Raw genomic sequence first — 17,831 nt, 5'->3', positions numbered from 1 at the left:
CCAGCGTTCGTCCTGAGCCAGGATCAAACTCTCCGTGAATGCTTCCGGGCTATCCCGGTCGACACTGCACGGGAGCCGGAGCCACCGGAGGAATAGTCCGATGACCCACAGCATCCTCGCTGTGTGTGTTTCTTCAAAGGAACCTCGACCACATCACAACCGTGATGCGGACGGGGTATCAACATATCTGGCGTTGACTTTTGGCACGCTGTTGAGTTCTCAAGGAACGGACGCTTCCTTTGGAACCGTTTCACCGGCTCCTCCGGGCTTTTCCCTTCGGTCTTTCGTGTTTCCAACCTTACCAGATCCGTTTTCCGTTCCGTTTCCGGTCCGAATTCCGTTTCCGGCCCCCTGTTGGAGCGGGGTTTCGCGCCTTCCGGCGTGATCACTACTTTAGCGGATTTCCCTCGATGCTCATAATCGAGCTTCCGAACCGAATTCCGGCATGCCGAAATCCATCCCGATGAGGGGCCGTGCAGTAGTGGTGTGCCGCCGGTGCGGCGTGAGTGCGTACCGGAGAACCGTTAAGGCTCCGTGGCAGCTCGGAGAACATTACGGATGGGCCTGGGCAGTGTCAACTCCCGTCGGCCACGCCCTCGGCCGAATGCCTCAGTCGAGGTCGGACAGCCGTCCGCCGGCGTCGGGTTGGTCCTCCTCCACCCGGCGCAGTACCCGCGTCAGCATCTCGCCGAGGGCACCGCGCTCCTCGATGGAGAGGTCCTGGAGCAGGTCCTCCTCGAAGACCGTGGCGCGGCGCATCGCCTCCAGCCACTTCTCCCGGCCGTCGGCAGTGAGCTCGACGATGACCCGGACCCGATTGTTCTCATCACGCTCACGGGTGACGAGTCCTTCGTTCACCATGCGGTCGATCCGGTGGGTCATGGCGGCGGGGGTGAGACCGAGCCGCTTGGCCAGGTCGCCGGGGCCGAGCTGGTACGGGGCGCCGGAGAGGACGAGGGCCTTGAGCACCTCCCACTCGGCGTTGGTGAGGCCGAGGGTCGCGGACTGCCGGCTGTAGGCCACGTTCATCCGCCGGGTGAGCCGACTGAGTGCGCTGACCACCTGCTCGACCTGGGGGTCCAGGTCCCTGAATTCGCGCTGGTAGGCCGCGATCTGCTCATCGAGGCTCAGCAGGTCGTCCTGGTCGGGGGTCTCAGGCATGCCGCGCAGTATGACACGAAACTCATTGGCGCTGAAGTTCTTCGTTGTGTACTCTTAAGCGTTGAAGTTTAGCTTCGAAGTCTTCATACTTCGACTGTCCGGGCTTCATCCCTGTTCAAACGACATCCCTGGGCACCTGTGTGCCCTCTTCGACCTAGGTAGGTGAGTGTGACCACCGCGATGGGCGCCGCGCTGCGCCGGATCCAGCTGGGCAACGCGCTGAGCGCGTTCGGCAACGGCTTCACTGTTCCGTTCCTCTTCGTCTATGTGGCGCAGGTGCGGGACCTCGGCGCGAATACGGCGGGTCTGGTGCTCGCCACGTTCGCGGTGGCCGCGCTGGTCGTGCTGCCCTTCACCGGACGGGTGATCGACCGGCGGGGGCCGCTGTCCGTCGCGGTCGCGGGTGCGGTCGCGGCCGCCGTCGGATCGATGGGGCTCGGACTGGTGTCCAGTGAACCGCTGGTCATCGCGGCGGCCGGGGTGCTCGGCGCGGGGATGGCGGTGATCCAGCCCGCGCTGGCCACGCTGATCGTGTGGTGCTCGAGCACGGCCACCCGCTCGCGGGCGTTCGCCATGCAGTTCTTCCTCAGCAACCTGGGCCTCGGGGTCGGCGGGCTGTTCGGCGGACTGCTGGTGGACACCTCCTCGCCGTCCAGCTTCGTACGGCTCTTCGCCATCGACGCGGCGATGTTCCTGGTGCTGGGCGCGGCGGTCGCCACCGTGCGGCTGGCGAAGACGCCGGTCTTCGCGGACGCGGTGCCGACGGACGGCAGCCTGGGCGCCAGGGGCGGCTGGCGCGCCCTGTTCCGCGACCGCGCCATGGTGCGGCTCTGTGTGCTGGGCTTCGTGATGTTCTTCGCCTGCTACGGGCAGTTCGAATCGGGGCTGTCGGCGTTCGCGGTGGAGGTCGCCCATGTCTCGCCGGCGATGCTGGGTGTCGCCCTGGCCGCGAACACGGCGGTCATCGTGGTGGCGCAGTTCGTGGTGCTCAAACTGGTCGAGCGGCGCCGCCGCAGCCGGGTGATCGCGCTGGTCGGTCTGGTGTGGACGGCCGCGTGGGTGGTCGCCGGTTCCGCCGGGCTGGTGCCGGGGAGCCAGGTGCTGGGCACCGCCGCGATCATCTCGGCGTACGCGCTGTTCGGGCTGGGTGAGTCGATGCTGTCGCCCACGGTCGCCCCGCTGGTCGCGGATCTGGCGCCGCCATCCCTGCTCGGGCAGTACAACTCGGCGTTCTCGCTGGTGAAGCAGCTCGCGCTGGCGATCGGCCCGGCGGTCGGCGGGCTGATGGCCGGGGCCGGTCTGTACGGCACCTACATCGCGTCGCTGATCGTCTGCTCGCTCGGCGTCACGGTGCTGGGGCTGCGGCTGGGCCGTCGGCTCACCGCCGGACAGGACAATCCGCTGCGCGCGCTCGCCGGTGGCTCGGTGCCCGCGCCCCGCAAGGAGCTGAAGGAGCTCACACAGCCGGTGGAGGCGGAGAGCCAGCAGTCCGCGACGGTGACCGCCGCGGTCTGAGGCGCTCGGGCACCGGCCGCTCCACGGATATCGCCCTGGTGGGAGGAGCACTGCTCCCGCCAGGGCGATGTCATGCGCCGGTCCGCTCGCCCGCCCGGTGCGCTAATCCGCCGGGAGGGCGAATTCGCACCACACCGCCTTGCCGCCGCCCGGTGTGCGGCGGCAGCCCCAGGACGAGGCGATGGTGGCGACGATCGAGATTCCGCGCCCGGCCTCGTCCACCGGTTCGGCCCGGCGGCGGCGCGGCAGATGCTCATCGCCGTCCGTCACCTCGATGATCAGGCGGCGGTTGGTGCGGCGCAGCCGCAGCCGCATCGGCGGTGTGCCGTGCTGGAGGGAGTTGGCCACCAGTTCACTGGCGGCCAGCACGCCCAGGTCACGCAGTTCGGTGGGGAAGCGCCAGCTGGCCAGGACGCCCGAGGCGAAGGCGCGGGCGCGGGGCGCGGCTTCCACTCCGCCGAGCAGTTCCAGCGCCGCGTTATGGAAGAGCTCCGCGTCATGGCCGGTGCGGGCGGGGTGCTGGAGGACCAGTACGGCCACGTCGTCGTCGTGCTCGGCGGTGATGCCCAGGGCCCTGATCAGGCGGTCGCACATCACCTGGGGCGAGCCGGTGGCCCCCGCGAAGACCCGCTCGAGGGCGCCGACCCCGTCGTAGATGTCCTTGTCACGGCGCTCGACCAGACCGTCCGTATAGAGGACGGCGCTGGCGCCGGGGCCGAACTGGACGGAGCCCGAGGTGTGCAGCCAGCCTCCGGTGCCCAGCGGCGGACCGGTCGGTTCGGCGGCGCGGCGCACGGTGCCGTCCTGGTCGCGGACGAGGATCGGCAGATGGCCCGCGGAGGCGTAGACGAGACGGCCCTCGTTCGGGTCGTGGACGGCGTAGACGCAGGTGGCGATCTGGTTGGCGTCGATCTCGGCGGCCAGCCCGTCGAGCAGTTGCAGCACTTCGTGCGGGGGCAGGTCCAGCCGGGCGTAGGCCCGGACGGCGGTGCGCAGCTGGCCCATCACGGCGGCGGCCCGTACTCCGCGGCCCATGACGTCGCCGATGACGAGCGCGGTGCGTCCGGCGCCGAGGGTGATGACGTCGTACCAGTCGCCTCCGACGGCGGCTTCGGTGCCGCCGGGCTGGTAGGTGGCGGCGATTCTGAGGTCGTCGGGCTGCTCCAGCTCCTGGGGCAGCAGACTGCGCTGGAGGGTGACGGCGGCCTCGCGCTGGAGCCGCTCGCTGGCGCGCAGCCGCTCGGCGGCCTCCACCTGGTCGGTGACGTCCGCGCCGAAGACGAGGACACCGCGGACGGGAGCGGTGGCCGTGGCCACCCCGGGCTCGGCCGCCACCCCGGGCTCGGTCGAAACGGTGGAGTCGGCCGCCATGGCCACGGCGGGCTGGACGGTGGCCGGGAGCGTCATCTCGATCGGTGAGCAGGTGAAGGTGTAGTAGCCGTGGCGGGGGCGTCCGCCGCCCGGGGCCCCCGTGTCCGGCTCGGAGCCCGGCGCCGTACCGGGCTCGGCGGCGGAGACCCGCCGGGACTTGACCGTACGGGGCTTGCCACTGCGCAGGACCTGGTCCATGAGCGGCAGCAGCCCCAGCTCCGTCAGCTCGGGCAGCGCGTGACCGGCGGGTGCGCCGGGCGCGCGGCGGCCGAAGAGGTCGGCATAGGCGTCATTGGTGTAGGCGATGCGGTGGTCGGGACCGTAGACGACCGCGACCAGGGCCGGGACCTGGCCGAGGACGTCATGGACGGACAGCCCGTCGAGCGTGGGAACGGCGACGGGGGCGTCGGGCTCCGGGGCGGGCACCGCCGCCGGAGCCGGTTCGCCGCATCCGGCGGGGTCGGCGCGCTCGCCGCGGGCCGCGGGAACGGAGCCGGCGCCCGGGGTGGGCGCGGGCTGCGGGCGCCGCGCGGCGCGGTCGGCGCGCGACCCGGTGCGTCGCTGGGTTCGGGGGAGCCGGGCGCTCCAGCGCGTGAAGTTCACTGCGGATTACCTCGCGGGGTGGTGGCTGAGCAGCGCGCCGGCGCGGGATCGGGGAGATGGGTGCGGTGACGGGGGACGGCCCCCGGGGAGATGCAGCAAACTTCCGAATCCTCGCGATTGTCACTCTTTGCAGATACGAGCCCACCCATGGTCACACGTCCAGTGTGGCCGACCGGACTGACATCCGTCAGACGCCGATCGTGGGAGGGGAGTTCCCGGATCCGCCCGAGGGGATCAACTGGCTTCGGGGTGACGGCCGGTGTCCGCGGCGAGTTTGAACTCGGCGCGCGGGTTCTCCAGCGACCCGAGCGAGACGATCTCCCGTTTGAACAGCCCCGACAGGATCCACTCGGCCAGGACGCGGGCCTTGCGGTTGAAGGTCGGCACCCGGCTGAGGTGGTAGGCGCGGTGCATGAACCAGGCCGGATAGCCCTTCAGCTTCCGTCCGTAGACATGCGCGACACCTCTGTGGAGTCCGAGGGACGCCACCGAGCCGACGTACTTGTGCTCGTAGTCCTGGAGCGGGCGGCCGTGCATAGCGGCGATCACGTTCTCGGCGAGCACCTTGGCCTGGCGGACGGCGTGCTGCGCGTTGGGCGCGCATTCGGTGCCGGGTTCCTCGGCGGTGCGGTCCGGGACGGCCGCCGCGTCCCCGGCGGCCCAGGCGTGCTCCACACCGTCCACTTGGAGCGCCGCGGTGCACTTGAGGCGGCCGCGCATGTTCCGCGGCAGATCGGTGGAGGCGAGGATGGGATGCGGTTTGACGCCCGCGGTCCACACCAGGGTGCGGGTGGGGAAGCGCGAGCCGTCGCTGAGGACGGCGACGCGGTTCTCGCACGCGTCCAGCCGGGTCTCCAGGCGTACGTCGATATTGCGGCTGCGCAGCTCGCGCACGGCGTACTGGCCCATCTCCTCGCCGACCTCGGGGAGGATCCGCCCGGTGGCCTCCGCGAGGATCCACTTCAGGTCCTCGGGCGCGATGTTGTGGTAGTAGCGGACGGCGAACCGGGCCATGTCCTCCAGCTCGCCGAGCGCCTCGACGCCCGCGTAGCCGCCGCCGACGAACACGAAGGTCAGCGCCGCGTCGCGGACGTCGGGGTCCCGGGTCGAGGACGCGATGTCCAGCTGCTCCAGCACGTGGTTGCGCAGGCCGATGGCCTCCTCGACGGTCTTGAAGCCGATGCCGAACTCGGCGAGGCCGGGGACCGGGAGGGTGCGGGAGACGGATCCGGGGGCCAGGATCAGCTCGTCGTAGTGGATCTCGATCGAGCCGGTGCCCTCCTCCTCGGTGGCGAGGGTTCTGACGGTCGCGGTGCGTTTGCCGTGATGGATCGCGGTGGCCTCACCGATGACGACCTTGCAGTCGGGGAGGACGCGCCGCAATGGCACCACGACATGGCGCGGGGAGATGGACCCGGCCGCCGCTTCGGGGAGGAACGGCTGATAGGTCATATACGGCTCGGGGTCGACCACGATGACCTGTACGTCGCCTTGCCTCAGCTCTCGCTTCAGCTTCCGCTGGAGGCGCAGCGCGGTGTACATCCCGACGTAGCCACCGCCGACAACGAGAATGCGCGCAGGTTCCTTCACCCTCCCATGAGGCACGCACAGCCGCAGTTTGTCCACAGCCCCGACGAATTGTGTGACCGGAAGGTGTGGTGCGGGCGACGGCCGGAATTCGGCTGAGCGTACGAAAGGTACGCAGGTCAGCAAGGGGGCGCGCGGCAGGAAGCGGGCGCGGTGGCAGGAAATGGCGGTTCGCTGCTCCGACCGGGGGGCGGTCTGTCCGGACCTACCCCCTTCTTTCTTGACCGAGGCTCAACTATGTTCGTACTTCGTCGGGGTTGTGACTGCCCCGGCAGTCTGGGCGGGGAGTCTCCGGGGGGAGACGTCATTACCGGGGGATCACTTATGCACCTTCAGGGTTCGTCATGGTCCGCAGCCGTCGCTTCCGCCGACGGAAATGGGGGCCGGAGCACTCCGCTGCGCGTGGACGCGCAGCGCAATCTCGAGCACGTTCTACGCGCGGCACGCGAGGTCTTCGGGGAGCTGGGGTACGGAGCTCCCATGGAGGACGTTGCGCGTCGGGCGCGGGTCGGGGTGGGCACCGTCTACCGGCGGTTCCCCAGCAAGGATGTACTGGTGCGCCGGATAGCCGAGGAGGAGACGGCCCGGCTCACGGACCAGGCCCGCTCGGCGCTGGGGCAGGAGAACGAGCCGTGGTCCGCGCTGGCCCGGTTCCTGCGCACCTCGGTGGCGTCCGGCGCGGGCCGGCTGCTGCCGCCGCAGGTGCTGCGGGTCGGGGTCGATGCGGAGACCGAGATCCGGGTGCCGCAGCAGCGGCAGGCCGCCTTAGCCACCACGGGTTCCCCGGCACCGCCGGAGCTGCGGCTGGTCGAGCAGCCGCCCGCGGCGCAGGACGGACCGGACGACGCGGGGGCGGCGACGCTGCTCGAGGTCGTCGGTCAGCTGGTGGAGCGGGCGCGGGCCGCGGGTGAGCTGCGCCCGGATGTGACGGTCGCGGACGTACTGCTGGTCATCGCCACGGCGGCGCCCTCGCTGCCGGACGCGGCGCACCAGGCCGCGGCGTCGGCACGGCTGCTGGACATCCTGCTGGACGGACTGCGGTCGCGTCCGGTCGGATGACATGAGGCCACGGCCCGCCGGATGAGGTGACGCGGTGACCGCCCCGGATGCCGGGGTGGCGGCGTGGCACGGACGGCGGACCGCGGTGGCCCCGCCGAGCGTGGATCCATTCCTGTACGTGTCGTATGACGGCCGGGCGTAGGGTGCCCGGCCGTCATACGGAGCGGCGGAATGCGGGGTCGTCGTGCGCTTGGGGGTCCCCGCGTGAGGTCTCCTGTTGTGGTGCCGCCCGCCGTGGACGGGCGGGCTGCCGGATGCGGTGGGGGCATCGCGTCCGGCGGTGGGCTGCGCGGTTCCGGCGGTCGGGGGCCCGCACGGTCTCGCGTTCGCCCGTTGGTTTCGGGTTCGTGCGCCACGTCTTCCCCGTCCGGGTGAACGTACGCCTGGGTGATGCGGAAAAATTTCCGCGCCCGGGAATCCGCGTGCCGGCGGTGTCCCGGCCGGCGGCCGAAGGGCCGGTCAGCCGGTGGCCGAGGTGCCGTCCGGAGCGCCTTCCGGGGTGCCGTTCGGGCTGGCTTCCGCGGGGTCGGGAGAGCTGGTCCCCACCGGGTGGCCGAGGGCGCTCAGGGCGTCATCGAGCAAGGCGATGACCTGCTCGGCGGAGAGGGACGTGCCGTCCGCTCGCAGTTCCCCGAGGGCCGTCCGGCCGAGTGCCGCGGCGGCCCGTGTCTCGGTCCGGCCGGTCGCCTCCAGCATCAGCGGGGAGCGCGGCAGGCTGCCGCGCCAGCCGTCGGCCGCCCCCAGCAGCCGTGCGGCGAGCCGCTCCTGTCCGCAGCCGGTCAGGAGATACGCCGCGGACTCGGCCTGCTGGGCCATCAGCCCCTCCGTGCTGCTCACCTCGGCACCCTGCACCAGGGTGTCGCGCAGCACCCGCAGTCCGCCGGGCAGATCGCCCTCCTCCGCCAGGAGGCGGCCGCCCAGCCCGTGGGCGATGATCCAGAACTGCGGGGGCGGGGTGCCACGGTCGGCCCAGACCATCGCCTCGTCGTAGTACGCCCTGGCCGCGGCCACCTCACCGCGCCTCAGCCGGATGAGGCCGCGCAGCAACTGGTTGAAGGAGCGTACGTCCAGCGCACCGGACCGCTCCGCCTCCTCCTCCGAGCGGTCGATCAGTTCGGCGGCGTCGTCGAGGTCGCCCTCCTGGAGAGCGACGTCGGCCAGCCGGGTGTAGAGGAACGGCACCTCGGTGCGGGCGCCGATCTCCCGGGCGAGCCGCTGTGCCTCCTCGTAGGCGGCCCGTGCCTCGGGGAACCGGCCGCGCAGTGTGGCGATCTCGCCGTACGCGCCCTCCACCTGGGCGAGCATCCAGCGGTCGCCTACGCGGGCGCTGAGCTCGCGCAGCTCGTCCCAGTGGTCAACGGCGTTCACCGTGCCGCCGGGCATGTCGATGGCCAGATGGGTGCGGAACATGAGCGTCACGCCGACGGCCCAGTCGTCTCCGTGTTCCCGGCAGTTGGCCACCACCTGGTCCATCAGCGGCAGCACTCCGGCGTGCCCGTCGATGAGGAATCCGGCGAACGGCCAGAGCATCGCGGGGAAGCGGGCGCTCCGGGGGCCGGGGTGGACGCTGTAGGCGTCGCGGATGCGCTCGGCCCCGAGCCGTGTCGTCTCGTCCTGCGGATCCGGTGCGGCGTGCTCGGCGAGCAGGAAGAAGTGGAGCAGCCGCAGATCCATGAACTGCCAGTACCGGGTGACGACCGGGTCGACGCCGTCCCGGCCCTCGGGCACCCCGGCCGGGATCGGGGCCGGGTCGCCGTACGGAGCGGCCCCGTCAGCCCCGCGGGCTCCGTCCGCGGTGTTCCCGGCGCCGGGGTGCCCGGCCTCGTCCGGGGGGCTCTCCAGAGCCAGGGCGGCACGGGTCCAGTCGGCGCCCTCGTCCCGGTAGTTGCGCAGCCACCAGAACCAGCCCAGCGCGAAGATGATCGCGAAGAGGCTGTCCTCGTCGCGCGTGATCAGAGAACGCTGGAGAGCGGCCCGGATGTTGTCGAGGTCGGTCTCGACATGGCGCAGCCAGGGAAGTTGCTCGGCCGAGCGCAGCCGGGGCTCGGCGGTGCGGACGAACTCCCTGCACCAGGCGGTGTGGCGGTCGAGGGCGGCGGCGTGGTCGGCGCGCTCCGCCTCGTCCTCGACGGCGCGTTCCGTCGTGTACTCGTGGATCGTCTCCAGCATGCGGTAGCGGGTCTCGCCCGCCGGTACGGCCGGATCGGCGACCGGAGGCGAGGCCGGGTGGTCGACGACCAGGAGCGATTTATCGGCCAGCGCCCCGAGCAGTTCCAGTACGTCATGGGGCGCGATCTCCGCGCCGGGGCGTGAAGGGGAGTGGGAGGGGGCGGGCGCGTCGGCGCACACCACCTCCGCTGCCGCAAGGCTCCATCCGCCCGCGAAGACCGAGGCCCGGCGCAGCACGGTGCGTTCACGGTCGTCGAGGAGGTCCCAGGACCAGTCGACGACGGCTCTGAGGGTCTGCTGGCGTGGCAGGGCGGTCCTGCTGCCGCTGGTGAGCAGCCGGAAGCGGTCGTCGAGCCGGTCGGCGATCTGGCGTGGGGTGAGCAGCCGCAGCCGGGCCGCGGCCAGTTCGATCGCCAGCGGCAGACCGTCCAGACGGCGGCAGATCTCGGCGACCGCCTCCGCCGTGGCCGGGTCCACCGGGTCGAATCCGGGGCGTACGCTGCCCGCGCGCTCCACGAACAGTTGGTGGGCGGGGATCGGCGGCAGCGGCTCCAGGGGCCGGACCGCCTCGCCGGGCACGCCCAGTGGTTCACGGCTGGTGGCCAGGACGGTCACGCCCGGACAGTGCGCGAGCAGGGTCTCGGCGAGCAGGGCCGCGGTGTCGATGACGTGCTCGCAGTTGTCCAGCAGGAGCAGCAGGGTGCGGTCGGCGCAGTACTCGACGAGGCGGCCGGTCGGATCCGCGGCGTCCGGACTGTTCGTCCGGCCCTCCAGTCCGGAGGCGAGCAGCGCCGTCTCCCGGCGGCCGACCGCGCTCAGCACGGCGCCGGGGACGGCGGCGGGGTGGTCCAGGGGCGCGAGTTCGGCGACCCACACTCCGTCCGGGTAGCCGTCCGTCGCCGCCGCGGCGATCTCCTCGGACAGCCGCGTCTTGCCGGATCCGCCCGGGCCGGTGAGGGTGACCAGCCGTGCGCCGCCGAGGTCCCGGCGCAGGGCGCCGATCTCGCTCTGGCGGCCGACGAAGCTGGTGAGGCGGGCGCGGAGATTGCTGTGCGGGGGTGCCGGGGCGGCGGCGACCGGGGGTGCGGGCGCCGCGGCGGGGGCGGGCCGGGCCGCTCGGTCCGGGCCGCCGGCGCGCGGTTCACGCGCCGACCGGGGCGCGGTGCCGCTCACGGCGTCCGGTTCCCAGGGGGCGGGCGTGCCGTCCGTGAACAGCATCTGCCGGTGGAGCTCCTTCAGCTCCGCACCCGGATCCGTGCCGAGCCGGTCGGCGAGGGTCAGCCGCACCCGCTCGTACGCGGTGAGCGCGTCGGCGTGGTGACCGGCCGCGCGCAGTGCCCGGATCAGCCGGAGGTGGAGCGTCTCGTCCAGCGGGTGGTCCGCGACCAGCTCCCGCAGTTCGGGTATCAGATCCACGGCGCGGCCGAGCGCGAGATCGGCGTCGATCCGGCGGCGCAGGGCGGTCATCCGCAGGGCCTCGGGGCGGGCGGCGGAGGCGTTCCGGTCGGGGAGGTCCGCGAGGACCGGGCCGCGCCACAGGGCGAGCGCCTGGCGGAGGGCGGTGGCGGCCGCCCCGGCGTCGCCTGCGTCCAGGGCCCGCTTGCCGTCCTGGGTCAGCCGCTCGAAGCGCAGCAGGTCGACGTCATCGTGCGGGCTGGTCGTGGCGAGGCGGTAGCCGCCGGGCGAGGAGAGCACGGCGTCCTTGCCGATGGCCCGGCGCAACCGCCCGACCAGCGCCTGGAGCGCGGCGGGCGCGTCGTGCGGGGGCTCCTCCGCCCACACCTCGTCGATGAGGACGTCGACGGGGACCGGTGCGGAGCGGGCGGCGCGGAGGGCGAGGGCGGCGAGCAGCGCGCGGATCCGGGGGCCGCCGAGGGACAGGGCGTTCCCCTGCGCGTCGCGCGCTTCGCTGGTGCCGAGGATCAGATACCGCACGGGGGCCATTCTCCTAGGTTGCCGGTCGCGGAGCGGGGTGACGGGGCGGACGGAAACGGCGTGGCGCTGTGGTGCGGGCCACAGGAAGACGCCCAGGTCGAGGGAATGATTCGTTCCGGCGGGGAGTTCCGGCGGGAGGATCCGGCAGCGGGACGGATGGGACCGGTGGTTCCGTCTCCGCGACCGTCCGCCGCGCCGGTGCGCCGCGCGCCCGCGCCACGCGTCCCCGAACCCACCACCCAACACTCCGCGGCCCCCACCCGCACCCCAATTACGCGCGGGCCGGAAGGGGCGCGGGGAGCCGGCCCGGAGCGGGCAGGCTGCGGAACGCCGCCGCCGCGTCACCGGCTCAGGCCCGCCCCCGTTCCACAGGCGGCGCCTCCCCGTCTCACAGACTCGGCCGCGGCACCCCGCCCGCCACCGCGCGCTGTCGCGGGGCCGCCGTGCCCGTCCAGCAGGTGCCGCGGCGGGCGACCAGCCGCCGCAGCCACACCTCGGTCGAGACGAGCTCGGCCAGACCGTCCAGGGGCAGCCGCTCGCCCTGGGACGCCGCGTGCAGCGCCTTGCGGACGACATGGGCCTCGATCAGTCCGGCGTCGGCCAGCAGCGGGGCGTCGAACAGGGTCAGCAGATCGCCGACCCAGGTGCGCATACCGGTCCGCACGGCGGCGGTGTGGGCGGCGTGGGAGGTGGCGCCCCACCCGGCGGGCAGATCCCGGATACCGGTTCCGGCGAGGACCGCGCGCAGGACGGCGGCGCGCGCCCCGGGTTGCACACGAAGCGCCTCGGGGAGTGCGCGGCAGGCCCGCACCACCTGGTTGTCGAGGAACGGCGCGTGCAGGCGCTGGCTGCGGACCTCCGCCGCCTGCTCGAAGACCCGGTGGTCGGCGGCGTAGCGGGCGAGGGCGGCGTCGGCGCGGCGCTCGCCGGGGCGGCGCAGCAGGACGGGGCGCACGGCCGCTGCCACCAGCCGGACGGAGACTTCCGCCAGCGCCTCCCCGGTCATCCAACGGGCCGCGGGGCCGGGGCGGCACCAGGTCAGGGCGGCGAGGGAGGCGGAGACGGCGCCGGGGCCACCGGGCGCCTGGTCATCGGCGAAGCGACGCTCCAGCAGGCTGGCGGCCGCCTCCTCGACGCCGTCCCTGTAGGACGTACGGGCCAGCCTGCGCGCCGCGCGGTAGACGGTGAACGGTACGAAGAAGGAGTGGGCCGAGGGACCGTCGGCCTTGGCGAGCGCGGTCGCCGGACGCAGCAGATGGCGTCTGCGGCGGTCGAGCAGCAGGTCGGCGAGGCGCGCGGGGTGGGCGTCGAGCACCTGGCGGGCACCATGGCCGACGAAGTGGTCGGCGCTGCCCGCGGCGAGCCGGCGCCGGTGGCGTTCGGCGATGACGAGGGAGGGGCCGGGTTCGTCGGTGAGCGCGCCCCCGTCGAGCGCGGCGTAGGGCAGGGCCTCCTCGCCCGCGGCGACGACCACGTGGTGCAGCCGCGGGTTGGCGGCGATGGTCCCGGCCCGCTCCAGCTCCGCCTCGCGGACACGGGCCCCGCCCGCCGTGGCGAGGTCGTTGAAGGTGACGGCCAGGAGGCGTTCGCCCGCCTCGGTGCCGTGGCCGAGGAGGGTGCCGGGCATCCCGGGGAGCCCGGCGGCGAGCAGCGCGAGGGTGGCGGAGGCGCTGCCCCCGGAGAGATCGGCGCCGATACCGGGGGCCGGGGCGCCACGGGCCGCGCGGCGTTCGGCCGGGCCCATACCGGGCACGGGGCCGGGGTCGAGGCCACCGCTCTCGGGGGCGTGGCGCGGTGCGGTGAGCCGGGCCCGTACGGCGTCCACGAGGGCGTCCCGGACGCCGTCCACGGCCTTGTCCTGCTCGAGTTGGGGTGCGGCGACGGCGAGCGAGGCGGTGGGTTCGTAGCCGGTGATGTCGCGGGCACCGTCGCGGAGGATCAGCGCATGGCCGGGCGGGACACGTCTGACGCCTCGGTAGGGCGTGCTGTCGCCGACGGCTTCCGGGGAGTCGGGGCAGGCCAGGAGCGCCCCGAGGTGGCTGACGTCGAGCTGCGCCTCGATGAGGTCGGCGAGCGGGAGGGCGGCGGTGGCGTAGGCGGTGCCGCCCGCCCAGTCGGTGTGGAAGACGGGCCGGGCGCCCGCCAGATCACCGGCGATGGTGACGCGGCGGCCGACCTGGGCGACGGCGGTGTAGCTGCCGGACCAGGCGGTGAGGTGGCGCAGGGCGCCGCCGCGGGCGGCGAACAGGCCCACCCGCAGTTCCTCGTCGGAGGCGCCGCAGCAGCCGAAGACGGCGATCCGGGTGAAGGGATCGGCCTGGACGACGCGCACCTCGTCGGGGCGCCAGTCGCCGACCGCCCACAGCGGATCGGGGTCGGACCACAGCAGTTGGGCCCCGACCGGTTGGATCCCACGGCCTTCCGGGGGGACCGGGCCGGATGCGGTACTGCTCCACCCCACCAACCACCGCATCGCCGCCTCCACAGGCTGTGGGCATCCAGGGCAACCAAGAAGTAGGTGCCATCATGCACAGCATGTTGACGGTTTCGGCATCGAACCGGACAACTACGTGGACCGCCTGGATGTCCAGTGACCATGGATGACCGCAGGAATCGCCAGAGTTGATCACACGTCGTGTGCTTCCCGCGTCGGGCTCCCCCGGCGTCCCGAAGGACCCCAGGAGGGAACACCGCCGGTCGCGACGCACCGTTCCGCCGTGGCCCATGCTGCCACGGTTGAGGCGTACAAGAGCGCAAGGGCGCCGACGAGTGTGCGAGGGCACGCGGAGGCGAGCACCGCGCTCCGGTACGGCGGCGACACGCCCCCGGAGCCGGTATGCGCACCGGAGACCGCCAACTGCCGTGCTCGGAAGGTCACTTCCGGTATGCGGGAACGCATGGAGGGGGCCGCCCCCGCGTCGGGCCTCCCCCTCCGTGGCCCGACACGGGAGTCCCCTGTCGTGGCGGATGACGCTGACGGTGACGGGTGTTGGCGCGCGCTGACGGATCAGGGCGGGTGGCGGTGACCCCGAGGAACCGGTGAACCCGGTGGATCTCGTGGGCGCCCGGTGAACCGGTGATCCTGGTGAGCACCAGCAGTTGCCGATGGACGCTATTCAGCCAAAGTTGTGATGGCTCTCTGAACGCCCTTGCGGATAACCCGTACTGACCCGGCCCTTTGTCGCCCACCCTCCGCCCGCCCGCCTCGCCGTCGGTCAACACGACAGTCCGGGAGGCACGGTTCGCCTCCCGGACCGTTCCGCCACCCGCGGGGAATGAGGCGGCGGCGTCCCCCAGCCCACTGGATCCAGTACAGCGGGCCGACCCACGCAAGACCCATCGAAACGTCCTGGCCGTGACCGAGACAGAGCGCACACACGGGCGCACGGCCACACACAGCCGGAGCACGCGTACCGCCCCGCACGTCCGTTCGTACAAGAATCTCGCCATCCGGTACACCACCTCTTAACGGTCGGGATGCGGCGAACTACGCTGGGTTTACGAATGCCCCGTGCTTATGCCGGGGCGGCCGTCGGTGCTGTCGAGGGGTGCGCATGTCCAGGGAGCCACGCGGGCCGAACGAGAAGCTCGGCACCGTTCTCGCCCTCGCTGGGATCAGCAATGCCGGGCTCGCGCGCAGAGTCAACGACCTCGGCGCCCAGCGTGGCCTGACGCTTCGCTACGACAAGACGTCCGTGGCGCGCTGGGTGTCCAAGGGGATGGTTCCCCAGGGCGCGGCGCCCCACCTGATTGCTGCCGCGATCGGCAGCAAACTCGGCCGCCCCGTCCCGCTGCACGAGATCGGACTGGCCGACGCCGACCCGGCACCCGAAGTCGGCCTCGCCTTCCCGCGCGACATCGGCCAGGCCGTGCGCTCCGCGACCGAGTTGTACCGGCTGGATCTCGCGGGTCGGCGCGGAGGCGTCGGTATCTGGCAGAGTCTGGCCGGTTCGTTCGCCGTCAGCGCCTACGCCACCCCCGCGTCCCGCTGGCTCATATCTCCCGCCGACAGCTCGGTGGCACGGGAACCCGAGGACGCCGAGACCACGGCCGGGGCCACCGGCGGCGGAAGCCCCGAGACCCTGCCGCAGCGCGTGGGCCACAGTGATGTCACCAAACTGCGCGAGGCCGCCGAGGACGCGCGCCGCTGGGACTCCAAGTACGGCGGCGGCGACTGGCGTTCCTCCATGGTCCCCGAGTGCCTGCGGGTGGACGCGGCACCGCTGCTGCTCGGCTCCTACAGCGACGAGGTCGGCCGCTCGCTCTTCGGCGCCACCGCCGAACTGACCAGGCTCGCGGGGTGGATGGCCTTCGACACCGGCCAGCAGGAGGCAGCGCAGCGCTACTACATCCAGGCGCTGCGCCTGGCGCGCGCCGCCGCCGACGTCCCCCTGGGCGGCTACGTCCTGGCGTCCATGAGCCTCCAGGCCACCTACCGGGGCTTCGCCGACGAGGGTGTGGACCTCGCCCAGGCCGCTCTGGAGCGCAACCGCGGGCTGGCCACCGCCCGCACCATGAGTTTCTTCCGCCTCGTGGAGGCCCGCGCCCAGGCCAAGTCCGGTGACGGCCCCGCGTGCGGGGCGGCGCTGAAGTCCGCAGAGGGCTGGCTGGACCGTGCGCGGGCGGGCGACCCCGACCCCTCCTGGCTCGACTTCTACAGCCAGGAGCGGTTCGCCGCCGACGCGGCCGAGTGCTACCGCGACCTGCGGCTGCCGCGCCAGGTGCGGCGCTTCACGGAGCAGGCGCTCGCCCGGCCGACGGAGGAGTTCGTACGCTCCCACGGGCTGCGGCTGGTCGTCTCCGCCGTGGCCGAACTGGAGTCCGGCAACCTGGACGCGGCGTGTGCCGCGGGGGCCCGCGCCGTGGAGGTCGCCAACCGGATCTCCTCCGTCCGCACCACGGAGTACGTGCGCGACCTGATGAACCGCCTCGAGGCATACCGGGACGAACCACGCGTCGCCGAGCTGCGCGAGCAGGCCCGGCCGCTGCTGGTGGAACCGGCGTGAGCCGGTGTCCGAGGCCCTCCCCGGGTTTCCGGGCCCATGTCAGTGGCGCAGGTCATGATAGGGATCGACGGTCGGGAGACTGGACGGTGCGGCGTGTGGGGAGGTGCATGACGTGACGACGTTGGACTGCGACGTACTGGTGATCGGGGGCGGCATCGTCGGCCTGTCGACGGCGTACGCGCTCACGCGCGCAGCGCCCGGCACCCGGGTGACCGTGCTGGAGAAGGAGGCCGGTCCGGCCCGCCACCAGACCGGGCGGAACAGCGGCGTGATCCACAGCGGGATCTACTACCGCCCGGGATCGCTGAAGGCACGGTTCGCGGTGCGCGGCGCCGCGGAGATGGTGAAGTTCTGCGCCGAGCACGGCATCGCCCATGAGGTGACCGGCAAGCTGATCGTCGCCACCGAGCGGTCCGAGCTGCCCCGGCTGCACGGCCTGATCCAGCGCGGCCGGGAGAACGGCATCCCGGTGCGCGAGCTGGGCCCCGCCCAGATCGCGGAGTACGAACCGCGGGTGCGCGGCCTGGCGGCCATCCACGTGGGCACCACGGGCGTGTGCGACTTCGGCGCGGTCGCGGCCCGGCTGGCCCGCCTCGCGCGGGACGCGGGCGCCTCGGTGCGGTACGGCGCGGAGGTGCGCACCATCGGGCGGCGCCCCTCCGCGGTCGCGGTCCGCACGGCGGACGGCACGGTGCTGCGCGCCCGCGCCCTGGTCAACTGCGCAGGGCTGCAGTGCGACCGGATCGCCCGGCTGGCCGGCGATGACCCGGGAATGCGGATTGTGCCCTTCCGCGGCGAGTACTACGAGCTGGTGCCCGACCGCGCCGCCCTGGTCAACGGTCTGGTGTACCCCGTGCCGGACCCGGCGTTCCCCTTCCTCGGCGTCCACCTCACCCGGGGGATCGACGGCGGGGTCCACATCGGGCCCAACGCGGTGCCCGCGCTGGCCCGCGAGGGCTACGCCTGGCACACGGTGCGCCCGGCGGAGCTGGCGGGCACGCTGGCGTTCCCGGGGTCCTGGCGGATGGCCCGCCGCCACTGGCGGTACGGGGCGGGCGAGCTGCACCGCTCCCTGTCCAAGCGTGCCTTCACCGACGCCGTCCGCCGACTGCTGCCCGAGGTGACCGCCGACGATCTGACGGCGGCCCCGGCGGGGGTGCGCGCCCAGGCGGTGCTGCGCGACGGCACGCTGGTGGACGACTTCCTGATCTCGGAGTCACCCCGCGTCGTCCATGTGCTGAACGCCCCGTCCCCGGCGGCCACGGCCTCACTGCCGATCGGCCGCGAGGTGGCCCGCCGAGTGCTGGACACCCTCCGGGTGGGGTGACCGGAGCCCGGGCCGGGGGGGGGGCCGGGGGGGGGGGGGGGGGGAGGGGGGGGGGGGGGGGGGGGGGGGGCGATTGGGTGTGTTTTGAGCGACCACCC

9 protein-coding genes are annotated in these 17,831 nt (G+C 72.9%); 4 read left to right on the top strand and 5 right to left on the bottom strand.

Annotated elements, in window-relative coordinates; all coding sequences use genetic code 11:
* Positions 1-609: 609 nt before the first annotated feature.
* Entirely contained in the window at positions 610-1,161 is a 552-nt protein-coding gene (locus AC07FT_RS15290; RefSeq protein WP_479176621.1) for a MarR family winged helix-turn-helix transcriptional regulator, read from the bottom strand.
* 168 nt (positions 1,162-1,329) lie between these two features.
* Between AC07FT_RS15290 and AC07FT_RS15285 the strand changes: the two genes are divergently transcribed.
* Positions 1,330-2,676 (top strand): MFS transporter, encoded by a 1,347-nt coding sequence (locus tag AC07FT_RS15285; protein ID WP_479176620.1) that lies wholly within the window; start codon positions 1,330-1,332, stop codon positions 2,674-2,676.
* Between the two features lie 102 nt (positions 2,677-2,778).
* Here AC07FT_RS15285 and AC07FT_RS15280 read toward each other — a convergent pair whose 3' ends face one another.
* Complete coding sequence (locus tag AC07FT_RS15280) at positions 2,779-4,650, bottom strand: ATP-binding SpoIIE family protein phosphatase (protein ID WP_479176619.1); 1,872 nt, start codon at positions 4,648-4,650, stop codon at positions 2,779-2,781.
* Between the two features lie 234 nt (positions 4,651-4,884).
* Entirely contained in the window at positions 4,885-6,240 is a 1,356-nt protein-coding gene (locus tag AC07FT_RS15275; RefSeq protein WP_479176618.1) for an NAD(P)/FAD-dependent oxidoreductase, read from the bottom strand.
* Positions 6,241-6,561: 321 nt separating this feature from the next.
* Here AC07FT_RS15275 and AC07FT_RS15270 point away from each other — a divergent pair, with 321 nt between their 5' ends.
* Complete coding sequence (locus AC07FT_RS15270) at positions 6,562-7,296, top strand: TetR/AcrR family transcriptional regulator (protein WP_471192585.1); 735 nt, start codon at positions 6,562-6,564, stop codon at positions 7,294-7,296.
* Positions 7,297-7,755: 459 nt separating this feature from the next.
* Here AC07FT_RS15270 and AC07FT_RS15265 read toward each other — a convergent pair whose 3' ends face one another.
* Positions 7,756-11,400, bottom strand: a complete 3,645-nt coding sequence (locus AC07FT_RS15265; protein WP_479176630.1) for an AfsR/SARP family transcriptional regulator — start codon at positions 11,398-11,400, stop codon at positions 7,756-7,758.
* 388 nt (positions 11,401-11,788) lie between these two features.
* Positions 11,789-13,873 (bottom strand): asparagine synthase-related protein, encoded by a 2,085-nt coding sequence (locus AC07FT_RS15260; RefSeq protein WP_479176617.1) that lies wholly within the window; start codon positions 13,871-13,873, stop codon positions 11,789-11,791.
* Between the two features lie 1,081 nt (positions 13,874-14,954).
* Between AC07FT_RS15260 and AC07FT_RS15255 the strand changes: the two genes are divergently transcribed.
* Positions 14,955-16,406, top strand: coding sequence for an MFS transporter (locus tag AC07FT_RS15255; protein ID WP_479176616.1), 1,452 nt, complete (start codon positions 14,955-14,957; stop codon positions 16,404-16,406).
* A 112-nt stretch (positions 16,407-16,518) separates the two neighbouring features.
* Complete coding sequence (lhgO, locus tag AC07FT_RS15250; protein ID WP_479176615.1) at positions 16,519-17,733, top strand: L-2-hydroxyglutarate oxidase; 1,215 nt, start codon at positions 16,519-16,521, stop codon at positions 17,731-17,733.
* Positions 17,734-17,831: the final 98 nt, after the last annotated feature.

The organism is Streptomyces sp. NPDC045899 (assembly GCF_056431485.1).
Note: the sequence above shows the minus strand (reverse complement) of the source record. Positions and strands in the feature narration are given on the sequence as shown.